Annotated in this window: 11 protein-coding genes; 7 read left to right on the top strand and 4 right to left on the bottom strand. The window is 65.3% G+C overall.

The features are described from left to right. Positions 1 to 136 precede the first annotated feature (136 nt). Positions 137 to 745, top strand: coding sequence for a hypothetical protein (locus KT882_RS27955; protein ID WP_228893849.1), 609 nt, complete (start codon positions 137 to 139; stop codon positions 743 to 745). Continuing rightward, on the top strand, positions 742 to 1,161 hold the full coding sequence (locus KT882_RS27950; protein WP_228893848.1) for a GNAT family N-acetyltransferase: 420 nt from the start codon (positions 742 to 744) through the stop codon (positions 1,159 to 1,161). The genes KT882_RS27955 and KT882_RS27950 overlap by 4 nt, the downstream gene beginning before the upstream one ends. Before the next feature lie 107 nt (positions 1,162 to 1,268). On the opposite strand, the gene KT882_RS27945 is transcribed toward KT882_RS27950, so the two are convergent. Both KT882_RS27945 and KT882_RS27940 read right to left on the bottom strand, forming a co-directional pair. Further along, on the bottom strand, positions 1,269 to 2,654 hold the full coding sequence (locus KT882_RS27945; RefSeq protein ID WP_228893847.1) for a YfcC family protein: 1,386 nt from the start codon (positions 2,652 to 2,654) through the stop codon (positions 1,269 to 1,271). A 16-nt stretch (positions 2,655 to 2,670) separates the two neighbouring features. Continuing rightward, positions 2,671 to 3,801 carry a succinylglutamate desuccinylase/aspartoacylase family protein gene (locus tag KT882_RS27940; RefSeq protein WP_228893846.1) on the bottom strand — a complete coding sequence of 377 codons (1,131 nt, stop codon included), beginning with the start codon at positions 3,799 to 3,801 and terminating at the stop codon, positions 2,671 to 2,673. 116 nt (positions 3,802 to 3,917) lie between these two features. Here KT882_RS27940 and KT882_RS27935 point away from each other — a divergent pair, with 116 nt between their 5' ends. From KT882_RS27935 to KT882_RS27925, 3 genes are all read left to right on the top strand, one after another. Beyond that, complete coding sequence (locus KT882_RS27935) at positions 3,918 to 5,165, top strand: cyanophycinase (protein ID WP_161072782.1); 1,248 nt, start codon at positions 3,918 to 3,920, stop codon at positions 5,163 to 5,165. A gap of 55 nt (positions 5,166 to 5,220) precedes the next feature. Continuing rightward, the gene (locus KT882_RS27930) at positions 5,221 to 6,639 is read left to right on the top strand and encodes an IgA Peptidase M64 (protein WP_228893845.1); all 1,419 of its coding nucleotides are present in this window, start codon (positions 5,221 to 5,223) and stop codon (positions 6,637 to 6,639) included. Positions 6,640 to 6,778: 139 nt separating this feature from the next. Then, positions 6,779 to 7,255, top strand: coding sequence for a hypothetical protein (locus tag KT882_RS27925; RefSeq protein WP_161072780.1), 477 nt, complete (start codon positions 6,779 to 6,781; stop codon positions 7,253 to 7,255). 69 nt (positions 7,256 to 7,324) lie between these two features. Here KT882_RS27925 and parC read toward each other — a convergent pair whose 3' ends face one another. Both parC and KT882_RS27915 read right to left on the bottom strand, forming a co-directional pair. After that, positions 7,325 to 9,817 carry a DNA topoisomerase IV subunit A gene (parC, locus tag KT882_RS27920; protein ID WP_228893844.1) on the bottom strand — a complete coding sequence of 831 codons (2,493 nt, stop codon included), beginning with the start codon at positions 9,815 to 9,817 and terminating at the stop codon, positions 7,325 to 7,327. Between the two features lie 20 nt (positions 9,818 to 9,837). After that, positions 9,838 to 11,835 (bottom strand): DNA topoisomerase IV subunit B, encoded by a 1,998-nt coding sequence (locus KT882_RS27915; RefSeq protein WP_161072779.1) that lies wholly within the window; start codon positions 11,833 to 11,835, stop codon positions 9,838 to 9,840. 245 nt (positions 11,836 to 12,080) lie between these two features. On the opposite strand from KT882_RS27915, the gene KT882_RS27910 reads away from it, so the two are divergent. Together KT882_RS27910 and KT882_RS27905 are read left to right on the top strand one after the other, a co-directional pair. Beyond that, positions 12,081 to 12,962 (top strand): response regulator, encoded by an 882-nt coding sequence (locus tag KT882_RS27910; protein WP_161072778.1) that lies wholly within the window; start codon positions 12,081 to 12,083, stop codon positions 12,960 to 12,962. 107 nt (positions 12,963 to 13,069) lie between these two features. Continuing rightward, entirely contained in the window at positions 13,070 to 13,825 is a 756-nt protein-coding gene (locus KT882_RS27905) for a TorF family putative porin (protein WP_161072777.1), read from the top strand. Positions 13,826 to 13,833 lie beyond the last annotated feature (8 nt).

The raw sequence follows: 13,833 nt of genomic DNA, 5'->3' as shown, positions 1-13,833 counted from the left end.
TTGAGAGGGTGGGCGTGCGGATTTGCGACGATTATAAACAAGGTTGGGCCATCCCACCGATTCCGGGCTTCCACGGGCGTGACAGGCGGGCCGAAATCGCCGATCATGGCGGCATGAAGAATGGGGAGAACAGAACATGAAACAGCCAGCCAAAGCCAGCTTGTTGTGCGTTTTAATGGCGGGCGCGCTGTCCTGCGCGGCCGCCTCGGCCGGGGAGGCCACCGCAGCCGCCGCTCCAGCCGCAGCCACTTCCGCCGCAGCAGCGGCCGACGACGGCGCCGCCCAGGCGATCGCCCCCGAACTGAAGACGCTGGACGGCATGCTGTCCGCGCTGTACGGCACCATTTCCGGCGCCGCCGGCGCGCCGCGCGACTGGGAGCGCCTGCGCAGCCTGTTCGCTCCCGAAGGCCGCATGGTGGTGCACGGCGTGAACAAGAGCGGCGAGATCACCACCCGCGTGCTCACGGTCTCCGACTACATCTCGCGCGTGACGCCGGTATTCGCCAAGGAAGGCTTTTACGAAACGGAGCTGGCGCGCACGACCGAGGCCTTCGGCCAGATCGCCCACATATTCAGCACCTACGAATCGCGCCACGCGCCGGACGAGGCCAAGCCCTTCCAGCGCGGCATGAACAGCATCCAGCTGGTCAACGACGGCCAGCGCTGGTGGATACAGTCGTTGGTGTGGCAGGCCGAAACGGACAAGAACCCGCTCCCCGAGCGCTACTTGAAGGGCAAGCATTGATTATCAGCACGGACAAGGCGGCGCTCGACATCGCGCTGATACATGGATTCCTGAGCGAGCGCTCCACCTGGGCCGTGGGCATGCCGCTGGCGCTGCTGGAAAAGGCGATCGCCAATTCGCTGTGCTTCGGCGGCTATGAAGACGGCAAGCAGATCGCCTTTGCCCGCGTGATTACGGACGGCGCCACCTTCGCCAACCTGGTGGATGTGTTCGTGCTGCCGGAGCACCGTGGGCTGGGCCACAGCAAGCGCCTGGTGGCGGCCGTCATGGCGCATCCCGAGCTGCAGGGGCTGCGGCGCTTCAGTCTCGCCACCAGCGATGCGCACGGCCTGTATGCCAAATTCGGCTTCGCGCCCCCGCGGCGTCCGCAGACGCTGATGGAGCGCTACGTTCCGGACGTCTATCTGCAGCGTTGAGCCCCGGGCGGCTCCGGCGGGTTACGCACTGCGTGCTAACCCGCCCTACGGTGTAAGGGTTGCTTCCGAACGGGTAGGGCGGGTTGGGCGCAGCCGTAACCCGCCAATTATTGCCAATGCATCAGGCAGGGCGGAATCAGCAGCAGCAGCGCCATCACCGCGTAGATCAGCTGCAGCGGCACCATCCACTTGGCCCAGGTAATCCAGGGCACGCGGGCCAGGGCCAGCACGCCCACGGTGATGCCGGAGGTCGGGATCATGGGCGTGGTCAGCTCGCCGAACTGGAAGGCCAGCACCGCCGTCTGGCGCGTGACGCCCACCAGGTCCGCCAGCGGCGCCATGATGGGCATGGTCAGCGATGCCTGGCCGGTGCCGGAGTGGATGAAGAAGTTGATCACGGTCTGGATGCCGAACATCTTATGCGCCGCGAACACGGGGCTGGACGACTGCACCAGCGGCAGCAGCCCATGCAGCATGGTGTCGATGATGTTGGCGTCGCGCGCCAAAATCATGGTGCCGCGCGCCAGCGCGATCACCAGTGCCGTGCCCACCAGGTCTTTTGCGCCCTGGATGAAGGCGCCCACCAGCTCGTCCGAATCAAGCCCGCCTATCAGGCCGATCACGATGCCCATCACCATGAACAGCGCGGCGATCTGCTCGATATACCAGTCGAACTTCACCACGCCCACCACCATGCCCAGCAGCGAGGCGGCGAAAATCGCCAGCACCACCTTGTGCTTGAGCGTCATGCCCTCGAAGCTGCTCAGGTCCAGGTGGCTTTCCTTGCGCTTGGCCTGGTCCAGCACATAGGTCGGGCTCAGCTCCGGATTGCGCTTGATGCGCGCCGCGTACCACATCATGAAGGCGGCGGTGATGGCGGTGGCCACCACCCAGCAGATCAGGCGGTAGCTCATGCCGGAGAACACCGGTATGCCGGCGATGCCCTGCGCGATGCCGACGTTGAAGGGATTCAGGAAGGCCGCGCCAAAGCCCACCTGCGAGCCGAGGAAGGGGATGGATACGCCGGTGATGGTGTCGTAGCCCAGCGCGAGCGCCAGCGGCACGAAGATGAGAATAAACGGGATGGCCTCCTCGTTCATGCCGAAGGTGGCCCCGCCCAGCGAGAACAGCGTGATGAACACCGGGATCAGCGCCGCGCGCACGAAGGAGGAATGCGTGTAGGCCTTGGCGATGGACTTGATCATCGCGTCGATGGCCTCGGTCTTGTGCAGCACCTGGAACGTGCCGCCCACAATCAGGATGAAGCCGATGATCAGGCCCGCTTCCGCGAAACCCTTGATGGGCGCCATCATCAGCGCCGCAAAGCCCTGCGGCTTGCTGTCTATGTAGTGGAAGGTGGCCGGATTGATCAGCTGCTTGCCGTTGACCAGGTGGGTGTCGTACTTGCCGCCGGGGATAAGCCAGGTGGCCAGGGCGATCAGCGCCAGGATGGCGAAGACCAGGACGTAGGTATTGGGGATGCGCAGTTTCATGTGGGCCTTGAAAGGGTTACTGGCTGAGCAGGTCGCCGGAACGGAACGCCTGCGCGCCCGCGATTTTTCCGATGTTCCAGCCGCGCAGCACATGGCGGTGCGCGGTGCGCGCAAACAGCACGCCGTCCACCGTGCAGCACACCGTGGTGACGGCGCCGCTGGCCGCGTCGATCACGTCCGCCACCGCGTCGCCCGCCTTGAGCTTCTCGCCCATCTCGCGCTTGTACACCAGCACCCCCGCATGCGGCGCCAGGATGGGTTCCACGCCTTCCAGCGGCGTGGCCTCGCACAGCGGCGCGGGCAGCTCGCCCACTTCCGCATCGAGCACGCCGGCGTGGGCCAGGAAGCGCACCAGCGCGTCCGCGTCCTGCTCCGCCAGCTCGTAGCTCACGTCCATTTCGCCGCGCAGCTCCACGGTGGTGGACAGGCAGGCGGGCGGAATCGGGAATGCGTCGCCGAAGTGCGCTTGCAAGTCCCACCACAAACGGCTGCAGGCCTCGTCGAAGGGCTCGCCGCCCGCCGCCAGGGCCAGCAGCACCGCGTGCGCGCCCATCAGGCGTGCCAGCGGCGCAATCGCGTCCGCCAGCGGCGTGCCGGCGTAGATGTGCAGCACGGCCTCGTTGTCGCAATGCAGATCGAGCACGATATCGGCGTCAATCGCCATCTCCAGCAGCAGTTTTTTGTGCGCCTCGCCGTCGGACTTGGGCTGCCAGGCCGCCACCGATGCCAGCGCGTGCTGGCGGATGGTGCGCACATTGGCGTCCGCGTCCGGCCCCAGCAAGCCCGCCAGCGAGGTTTTCAGCTCCTCCGCCACATGCTTGTAGGCGCGGTTGAAATTCACGCCGGTGGTCAGGTCGAAACGGCCGAAGGGCGCGCCGTGGATGGCCTGCGACAGGCCGATGGGATTGGCCGCCGGCACCAGGATGATCTCGCCCCGCACCTTGCCCGCCGCGTCCAGCGCCTCCAGCCGCTTGCGCAGGAATTGCGCCACCAGCATGCCGGGCACTTCGTCCGCGTGCAGCGCGGCCTGAATATAGACCTTCTTGCCCGCGCCGGGCGTGCCATAGCGGTAGCTGGTCAGTTCGAACTGGGCGCTGCTGTGGGGGGCTGAAATGGGGTGCTTGATGGTGTGGTTAGCGGTTCGCATGGCGGTGGCCCGATCGATAAGGTATCGGGGGATTATGCTCATTTGATGTATATTTGCAAGCAAGAGGTACCGGTGCCGGTGCTTCTCCACGCAATTTCTCGCAAAACGGACCGGATATGGGTGTACTCAAGACTTTGATTCATAGCGTAGGCCGCTTTTCCCTGCTCTGGTACGCCATCTTCGGCGCCCCGATGCACGCCCATGCGGCCGAGCCGGCGCAGCCCAAGGGTTCGCTCGTCATCATCGGCGGCGGCCTGCGCGGCGACAATGCCGACATCTGGCAGCGCATCGTGCAGCTGGCCGGCGGCAAGGGCGCTCGCATCGCGGTATTTCCTTCGGCCGCAGGCACGCCGGAGCGTTCTGGCCAGGCCATCATCGGCTATTTGAAACGCTACGGCGCCGACCCCTTCCTGGTGCCCATCGCCGTCAAGCTGGCCAATAGCGACTACCGCAAGGCGGCCGACGACATGACCCTGGCCGACCGCGTGCGGCGCGCCGACGGCGTGTACTTCGCCGGCGGCGACCAGGGCCGCATCACGCAGGCACTGGTGCGCGCGGACGGCACCCGCACGGCGGCGCTGGACGCGATCTGGGACATCTACCGGCGCGGCGGCGTCATCGCCGGCACCAGCGCCGGCGCGGCCATCATGAGCAGCACCATGTTCTACGACGCGCGCCGCGTGCTCGCCACGCTGCAGGAGGGCGTGGCGGACGGCAAGGACATCGCGCCCGGCCTGGGCTTCATCGGCGACGACATCTTCGTCGACCAGCACCTGCTGATACGCGGCCGCTTCGCGCGCATGATCCCGGCCATGCTCAAGAAGGGCTACCAGCTCGGCCTGGGCATCGACGAGAACAGCGCCATGGTGGTCAACGCCAAGCGCGAGGTGGAGATCATCGGCTACCGAGGCGCCATGCTGCTGGACCTGTCGCACGCCACCATGGATTCCGAATCGAGCGCCTTCAACGTCAGCAACATCCTGATCAGCTACCTGGACAGGGGCGACAAGTTCAACATCGCCACCCAGACCTTCACGCCGGCGCCGGACAAGGCCGACGGGCGGCTGGACAACACGCGGCCGGTGCGGCGCGGGGCGGTGTTCAGCAACGACATCCTGGGCAACAGCGCCGTGGTGGACCTGATGGAAAAGCTGATCGACAGCGACCAGCAGGACGCCATCGGCATCGCCAGCGGCGACCCGCGCGGCACGGCGCCGGAGATCGGCTTCGAGTTCCGCTTCTCCAAGACGCCGGAAAGCACGGGCTACCTGTCGTCGGTGGTGGAAGCGTATTCCATCCTCAACCTGCGGCTCGACATCCGCCCCATAGAAGTGCAACGTCCGCTGTACAAATACAAGAACTAAATTTGGCGTGGGCTGCCTTAGAATACCGGCACACAACCCGGTACAAGGACCAGCCATGACCCTCACCACCAAGGCCCGCGCCGCATTGCTCGGCGCGGCGCTCCTGCTCTCATCCGCCGCGTTCGCAGCGCCCCCCGCCACCGTGCGGCTGGACTATCTCCACACAGGCAACGCCCTGAACGAGCAGTACGCCATGGACCGCGTGGTGATCGAGCCGCTGCCGTGGGCCGGCAAGCTCTCGCGCAACCTGGACGACACCGACCGGGGCGTGAACCGCGTGGAAGTGGTGGACGCCAAGACCGGCGACCTGCTGTATTCGCGCGGCTTCTCCACCATCTTCGGCGAATGGCGCAGCACCGAGGAAGCGCAGAAGACCAGCCGGGGCTTCCAGGAATCCGTGCGTTTCCCCAAGCCGGACCGCCCGGTGAAAGTGCGCATCCTCAAGCGCGACGAGCGCAACGCCTTCTCCGTGGTGTGGAGCGTGGAAGTGGACACCGACGCGCAGGACGTGGTGCGCAAGCAGGAGCCCGCGCCCGCCAAGCCGATCCCCATCCGCGTCAGCGGCCCGTCGCCGGACAAGGTGGACCTGCTGATACTGGGCGACGGCTACAACAAGGCCGACATGGCCAAGTTCGAAGCCACCGCGCGCCGCCTGGCGGACTACCTGTTCAGCGTATCGCCGTTCAAGGAGCGCGCCAGGGACTTCAATGTGTGGGGCCTGGCCGTGCCGACCCAGGAGTCCGGCGTATCGCGTCCCTCCACCGGCGTTCACCACGCCTCGCCGCTGGGCACCCGCTACGATATCTTCGGCAGCGAGCGCTATGTGCTGGCGCTGGACAACCGCGCCCTGCGCGACATCGCCCAGCACGCGCCATATGAATTCATAGAAATCCTGGTCAACAACGACACCTACGGCGGCGGCGGCATCTACGGCCAGTTCAGCACTGCGGCGGCCAATAGCGACTGGGCCAACTACCTGTTCGTGCACGAATTCGGCCACCACTTCGCCGGCCTGGCGGACGAGTACTACACCTCGCCGGTGGCCTACCAGTCCACAGGCGAGCGGGTGGAGCCGTGGGAGCCCAACGCCACGGCGCTGCGCGACCCGGCCAAGCTCAAATGGAAGCACCTGGTGAACGCCGCCACGCCGCTGCCCACGCCGTGGCCCAAGGCCGAATACGAAGCGCATTCGCGCGAATACCAGAAGACGCGCGCCGCGCTGCGCAAGGCCAACCGTCCCGAGTCCGAAATGAGCGCGCTGTTCAAGGAAGACCTGGCCTACACCAGCAAGCTGTTCTCGGCCGCGCCGCACAAGCACGAAGTGGGCGCCTTCGAAGGCGCCAACTACGAGGCCACCGGCTACTACCGCCCGGCGCAGCAATGCCTGATGTTCGACCGCAGCGAGAAGTTCTGCGCCGTGTGCAGCGAAGCGGTCAGCGCCACGATAGACCTGTACTCGCGCGACTCGCGCTGAAAGCAGCGCTAAAACGTTTGGTAACGATTGATACAACTACTGAGTGCGCTAGCGTACAGATGGGCAGGGCGTGTGGGCATATTCTGGATCCGTGACAAGAAATATGCACATCCCAGAAAACAACTGAAAGGTCCATACCATGAATAAGCTGATTGCCACCCTGATCGCAGGTCTGTTCGCTAGCGCCGCCATGGCGCAAACCCCAGCCCCGGCCGCCGACGTTGCCAAGGCCCAGGCCAAGGCTGAAAAAACGGTTGCCAAAGCAGAAGCCAAGGAAATGAAAAAAGACGCTGCGGCCGACCAGGATGTAGCCAAAGCCCAGGCCAAGGCTGACGAAAAAGTCGCCAAGGCGCACGCCAAGGCCGAGAAGACCCATATGAAGGGCGAAGAAAAGGTCGCCAAGGCCGACCCTGAAGACAAGGTGAAAGCCGAAGCCAAGGCCGACAAGAAAATGGCCGCCGCCAACGCCAACGTCGACAAGACTACCGCCAAGGCCGACGCCAAGGTAGCGAAAGAAAAAGCCGAAGCGATGGAAGACAAAGCCATCGCCGCCGCCAAGACCAACGAGGTGAAAGCGAAAGCCGCCGCCGACGTCAAGGCAGCTACCGTCAAATAAGCGTCCGTCAATGAATTGAGCCGCATTCGGGGGAGACCCCGAATGCGGCTCAATGCGTTTTGCAGCAGCTTATTTCGGCGCCAGCGAGGATGCCTTGATGCGCTGGATCAGCTCTTTGCCTTTGCGGGCGCGCTTGCCGAAGTGCGGCGCCAGTAAGTTGCCGGACATTTCCAGCTCGCGCGGCTTGGCCGCCATGGTGCCGTGCACGATCACGCCTTTCTGGCTGATGGCGGCCGCCGACAGCAGCTTCTCTTTCGGATCGAGCTCCATCAGGATCACGCCGCGTCCGCCGTTGGTCAGCGTCTTCATCTCGGCCATGCCGAACACCAGCAGGCGGCCTTTTTCCGACAGCGCGGCCACCGCGCTGGCGTCTTCCGCCACCACCGACGGCGGCAGCACCAGGTCGCCTTCATCCAGCGTGATAAAGGATTTGCCGCCCTTCAGGCGGCTGACCATGTCGCCGGCCTTGGCGATGAAGCCGAAGCCCGCGCTGGAGGACAGCAGCAGCTGGGTGCTGGCCGGACCGGTGAAGTAGTGCTTGATGCGGGCACCGCTAGACAGGTCGACCAGGGTGGTGATCGGCACGCCGTCGCCGCGCGCGTTCGGCAGCGCGGCCACCGGCACCGAGTACACCTTGCCGTTGTCGCCGAAGCCGAGCAGGGTGTCCACGGTGCGGCATTCAAAGGCGTCGTGCAGCGAGTCGCCCACCTTGAAGGTGAACTGGGTCTTGTCGTGGCCTATGCCGGTGCGGGCGCGTATCCAGCCTTTTTCCGAGATGATGACGGTGACCGGTTCGTCCACCACCTTCTGCTCGGCCACGGCTTTCTGCGCTTCTTCGATCAGCGTGCGGCGCGCGTCGCCGTAGGCTTTGGCGTCGGACTCGATTTCGCGGATGATCAGGCGCTTCATCGACGAAGGGTTTTCCAGCAGGTCCATCAGGGTCTGCTTGTCCTTGCGCAGCTCGGCCAGTTCCTGCTGGATCTTGATCGCTTCCAGGCGCGCCAGCTGGCGCAGGCGGAGCTCAAGGATGTCTTCGGCCTGGCGGTCGGACAGCCTGAAACGCTCGATCAGCGCCGCCTTCGGCTCGTCCGAATTGCGGATGATGTGGATGACTTCATCTATATTCAGCAGGACGGTCTCGCGGCCTTCCATGATATGGATGCGGTCGTCCACCTTCTTCAGCTTGAACTGCGTGCGGCGGGTGACGGTCTCGAAGCGGAAGCCGATCCATTCGCTGATGATGTCGCCGATGCCTTTCTGGCGCGGGCGGCCGTCGCTGCCTATCATCACCAGGTTGATCGAGGCGGACGATTCGAGCGAGGTGTGCGCCAGCAGCATCAGCATGAACTCGGTCTGGTCCTGGTTCTTGGACTTCGGTTCGAACACCAGGCGCACCGGCGCGGCGCGGCCCGATTCGTCGCGGATGGTGTCGAGCGAGCCGAGGATGAGCTGTTTCAGCGCCAGCTGGTCGGCCGACAGCGCCTTCTTGCCCAGCTTGACCTTGGGGTTGGTCAGTTCTTCGATCTCCTCCAGCACCTTCTGCGAGGAGGTGCCCGGCGGCAGTTCGGTGACCACGGCCTGCCACTGGCCGCGCGCCAGTTCTTCTATCTTCCAGCGCGCGCGCACTTTCATGCTGCCGCGCCCGGAGGCGTACATGTCGCGGATCTGCGAAGGCGGGGTGATGATCTGGCCGCCGCCCGGGAAGTCCGGACCCGGCACGAGCGCCATCAGTTCGTCGTGGCTGATCTTGGGGTTGCGTATCATGGCCACGGCGGCCTGCGCCACCTCGGTCAGATTGTGCGACGGGATTTCGGTGGCCAGGCCCACGGCGATGCCGGAGGCGCCGTTCAGCAGCACCATGGGCAGGCGCGCCGGCAGCAGGCTCGGTTCTTCGGACGAGCCGTCGTAGTTGGGCTGGAAGTCCACCGTACCCTGGTCGATTTCGTCGAGCAGCAGGCGCGAGATGGGCGTCAAACGGGCTTCGGTGTAGCGCATCGCGGCGGCGCCGTCGCCGTCGCGCGAGCCGAAGTTGCCCTGGCCGTCGATCAGCGGGTAGCGCAGCGAGAAGTCCTGCGCCATGCGCACCAGCGCGTCGTACACCGACTGGTCGCCGTGCGGGTGCAATTTACCCAGCACGTCGCCCACCACGGTGGCGGACTTGCGCGGCTTGGCGGTGTGGCCCAGGCCCAGTTCATTCATCGAGTACAGGATGCGGCGCTGCACCGGCTTCTGGCCGTCGCACACGTCCGGCAGGGCGCGGCCCTTGACCACGGAGATGGCGTAGTCGAGGTAGGCGCGCTCGGCGAAGGTGGACAGGATCAGCGTTTCGCCGCCGTCGCCGCCATCGCCATCGTCGCCGTCATCACCACCGTCGCCGCCGTCGCCGCCATTGCCGTCACCGTCGCCGTCGCCGCTTGCGGCGATCACGTCCGCGATGGTTTCAATGGTGTCTGCAGCGCCGTCGGCCGCATCGGTCAGGTCGATTTCGGCGGTGGCGGTGGCCGGGGTGGCGGCCGGTTCCACCGGCGCCGGTTCGTCAAAGAGATTTGCTTGATGAGTCATGTCAGATAACGTGTGCTGTATTAAATGTCGGCTTCGACTTCGTTGCCGTGTTCCTCTATCCATGCGCGGCGGGCGGCGGCTTCGCCTTTACCCATCAGCATGTTGAAGCGCGCGGAGGAGGTGCTGTGGCCGGGACGGCCCACTTTTACCGGCAGCAAACGGCGCGTGTCCGGGTTCATGGTGGTTTCCCACAGCTGCTCGGCGTTCATCTCGCCCAGACCCTTGAAGCGGGAGATGGACCAGCTGCCGTCCTTCAGGCCGTCCTTGCGCAGCTTGTCCTCGATGGCCACCAGCTCGCCGTCGTCCAGCGCGTACAGCTTCTGGATAGGCTTCTTGCCGCGCGCCGGCGCGTCCACGCGGTACAGCGGCGGACGGGCGATGCAGATGTGGCCATGCTTGATCAGCGCCGGGAAGTGGCGGAAGAACAGCGTGAGCAGCAGCACCTGGATGTGCGAGCCGTCCACGTCCGCATCGGAGAGGATGCAGATTTTTCCGTAGCGCAGGCCGGACAGGTCGGGCGAGTCGCCGAAGCCGTGCGGATCGACGCCGATGGCCACCGAGATGTCGTGGATCTCGTTGTTGGCGAACAGGCGGTCCTTGTCGGTCTCCCAGGAGTTGAGCACCTTGCCGCGCAGCGGCAGGATGGCCTGGAATTCCTTGTCACGGCCCATCTTGGCCGAACCGCCCGCCGAGTCGCCCTCGACCAGGAAGATTTCAGTGCGGGTGACGTCGCTCGATTCGCAGTCGGTCAGCTTGCCCGGCAAAACGGCCACGCCGGACGATTTTTTCTTTTCCACTTTCTGCAGCGAGCGCAGGCGCGACTGGGCCTGCTTGATCACCAGCTCGGCCAGCTTCTTGCCGTATTCAACGTGCTGGTTCAGCCACAGCTCCAGCGGCGGCTTGGCGAAGGTGGACACCAGGCGCACCGCGTCGCGCGAGTTCAGGCGTTCCTTGATCTGGCCCTGGAACTGCGGGTCCAGCACCTTGGCCGACAGCACGAAGGAGACGCGCGCGAACACGTCTTCCGGCAGCAGCTTCACGCCTTTCGGCAGCAGCGAGTGCATCTCGGCGAAGTTCTTCACGGCGCCGAACAGGCCGTCGCGCAGGCCCGATTCGTGGGTGCCGCCGTTCGGCGTGGGGATCAGGTTGACGTAGGATTCGCGCACCACGGCGCCGGTTTCGGTCCATGCCACCACCCAGGCCGCGCCTTCGCCCTCGGCAAAGCCTTCCGTGTCCGGGCCGGCGAACTGCGCGCCTTCGAACAGGGGGATCAGGGTTTCGCCGTCGGAGGTTTGCGCCAGCGCTTCGGTCAGGTAGCCGCGCAGGCCTTCGTCGTATTTCCAGGTCTGGCTGTCGCCGGTCTTGGCGTTGTTCAGCGTGACGGTCACGCCCGGCAGCAGCACGGCCTTGGAGCGCAGCAGGCGCTGCAGCTCAACCTGCGAGATCAGCGAGGAGTCGAAGTATTTGGCGTCCGGCCAGGCGGTGACGCGGGTGCCGGACTTTTTGCCGTCCTTGGGGGCGGGCATGGAGTTCAGCGGCTCCACCACTTCGCCGTGCTCGAACACCAGGTGGTGGAAGCCGTTGCCCTTGTCGTCCTTGCGCCAGACCGAGATCTCCAGGCGCTTGGACAGCGCGTTGGTGACCGACACGCCCACGCCGTGCAGGCCGCCGGAGAAGGCGTAGGCGCCGCCCGAACCCTTGTCGAACTTGCCGCCCGCGTGCAGGCGGGTGAAGACGATTTCCACCGTCGGCACGTTTTCTTCCGGGTGCAGGCCGACCGGGATGCCGCGGCCGTCGTCCTCCACCGTTACGCTGCCGTCGGCATTCTGCGTCACGATAATGTTTTTGCAATGACCGCCCAAGGCCTCATCGGAGGCATTGTCGATCACCTCCTGGATGATGTGCAGGGGGTTTTCCGTGCGGGTGTACATGCCCGGACGCTGCTTGACAGGTTCCAGGCCCTTGAGGACGCGGATGGATGATTCGCTGTAGTCGGAAACTGGATTTTTAGTGGCCATACGTGATCAAGCTAGGTTGTGCGGTTCTCTATTGGTGCGGCAGCTTGCTGCAAAGTGCTGTGATTATATACAGTTATTTTGCTCTGCAAGTGCTTTCTGCGCAACGCCCGCAGGCGCGCTTGCCTGCGCATTCTATCCGCAACCGGCGGCAATGGCGGGAAACTGGACGCCGGAAAGGGTGGGGAGTTGTGGTTAAATAGCTCAATACGTGGGAAAAAGCGGTGCAAATCGTCCATGAGCGAGCCATGAGTGCAGACAAATTTCCGTTCGCGGTGCGCCTGATCGGCTTTGCCGAAGCGCAGGAAGAGGCCCTGGCGGCGGCGCTGAAGCGCGCGCCGCACCACGGCCCGGCGTATTTTTTCCTGCCCGGCGACAGCTTGCAGGAGCCTGACCTGCTGATCGCCAACGGCGCCGAGCTGAAGTCCCTGGCGGTGCTGGCGGCGCTCAATCCCGGCGACGTGCGTCCGGCGCTGCTGCTGGGCGCGCCCCAAGCCGGGCCGGAGCAGGGGGCGGGCCTGCTGACGGCCCTGCCTTATCCCTCCTTGCCCATGCCTTGCGACGACGACAGCCTGCACGCCGAACTGGCCCGCCTGGTGGAGCGCCGCGCCGAAGCGCTGGCCAGGCTGGCTGGCGCGGGCCTGCCGCCGCTGGCGGAACGCCGCGCGCGCGAACGGCTGGATTTCGACCTGACCGACCCGTCCGAGTACGCGGCCATGCGCACCACGGGCCAGGACCGGCGCGGCGCGGTGCTGGTGGTGGACCGCAACGCGCGCTTCAGCCAGCACGTCGCCAAGCTGCTCAAGCCCTGGGCCATTCCGGCGCTATGGGCCTCGGATGAGCCGTCCGCACTGGCCGCCTGCGCCGATGCGCCGCAGATGCTGGCGCCGGTGGCGGTGGTCCTCATCAATACCTCGCTGGCGGAAATCGACCCCTACCTCCTGTGCGCCGCGCTGCGCGAGCAGGCCGGAGCGGATGTGCGCGCGCCGGACGTGGTGCTGCTGGTCTCGCGGGACTACGCCTACGACAGCGCCCGCGCCCGCGCAGCAGGCGCCGCCGGCCTGCTGAACAAGCCGGTGTCCGATCCCACGCTGCGCGCCGCCATCAAGCGGCTGATGCGCATCGCCTGATCCTTACGCGGCGTTTACATCTGCCGCGCCACTTTTTAGACTGTTTTTACGGCCCACCCGATAAGCTGTGCAGCTCCTGTTTTCCGCCACCAAAGAAGGACTGCACCATGAAGAAACTGCTGCTCGCCGCCGCTGCCGCGGCCACCTTGTCTGCGACTTGCGCCGCTGCGCAAGCCGAGGACCAGAAGCCGGACAATGAAACCAGCTTCAACGCCGCCGCCACATCCGACTACCGCTATCGCGGCATCTCGCAGACCCGCCTGAAGCCTGCGCTGCAGGGCGGCGTGGATTACGTCAACAACCCGAGCGGCTTCTACGCCGGCGCCTGGGGCTCAACCATCAAGTGGACCAGGGACGCGGGCGGCGATGGCGGCGTGGAGCTGGACCTGTACGCCGGCAAGCGCGGCCAGCTGGGCGCCGACGTGTCTTACGACGCGGGCGTGCTGGCCTATGTCTACCCGTCCAATGATCTGAAACACGTAGCCGGCTTTGCCAACGCCGACACCACCGAAATCTACGGCCAGCTGGGCTACGGCCCGGCCTACGTGAAGTACTCGCACTCTGTGACCAATCTGTTCGGCTTCGTCGACAGCAAGAACAGCGGCTACCTGGACGTGGGCGCCAATATCGATGCAGGCGGCGGCTACACCGTCAACCTGCACGCGGGCCGCCAGAAGGTGAAGAACGCCAGTCAGGCCGACTATAGCGACTGGAAAATCGGCGCCACCAAGGACTTCGGCGTGCTCACCGGCGCGCTGGCCGTCATCGGCACTAACGCGGGCAAGAGCGCCTACGCCTCGCCCGCCAACGGGAAATTCCTGGGCAAGAGCGCGCTGGTGCTGACGGTCAGCAAAGCGTTCTAAGCCGGGCG

The sequence above is a fragment of the Pseudoduganella aquatica genome, from assembly GCF_020865585.1.
In the GTDB taxonomy this organism is placed as follows: domain Bacteria; phylum Pseudomonadota; class Gammaproteobacteria; order Burkholderiales; family Burkholderiaceae_D; genus Rugamonas; species Rugamonas aquatica_A.
This window is presented reverse-complemented; position numbering and strand designations above follow the sequence as displayed.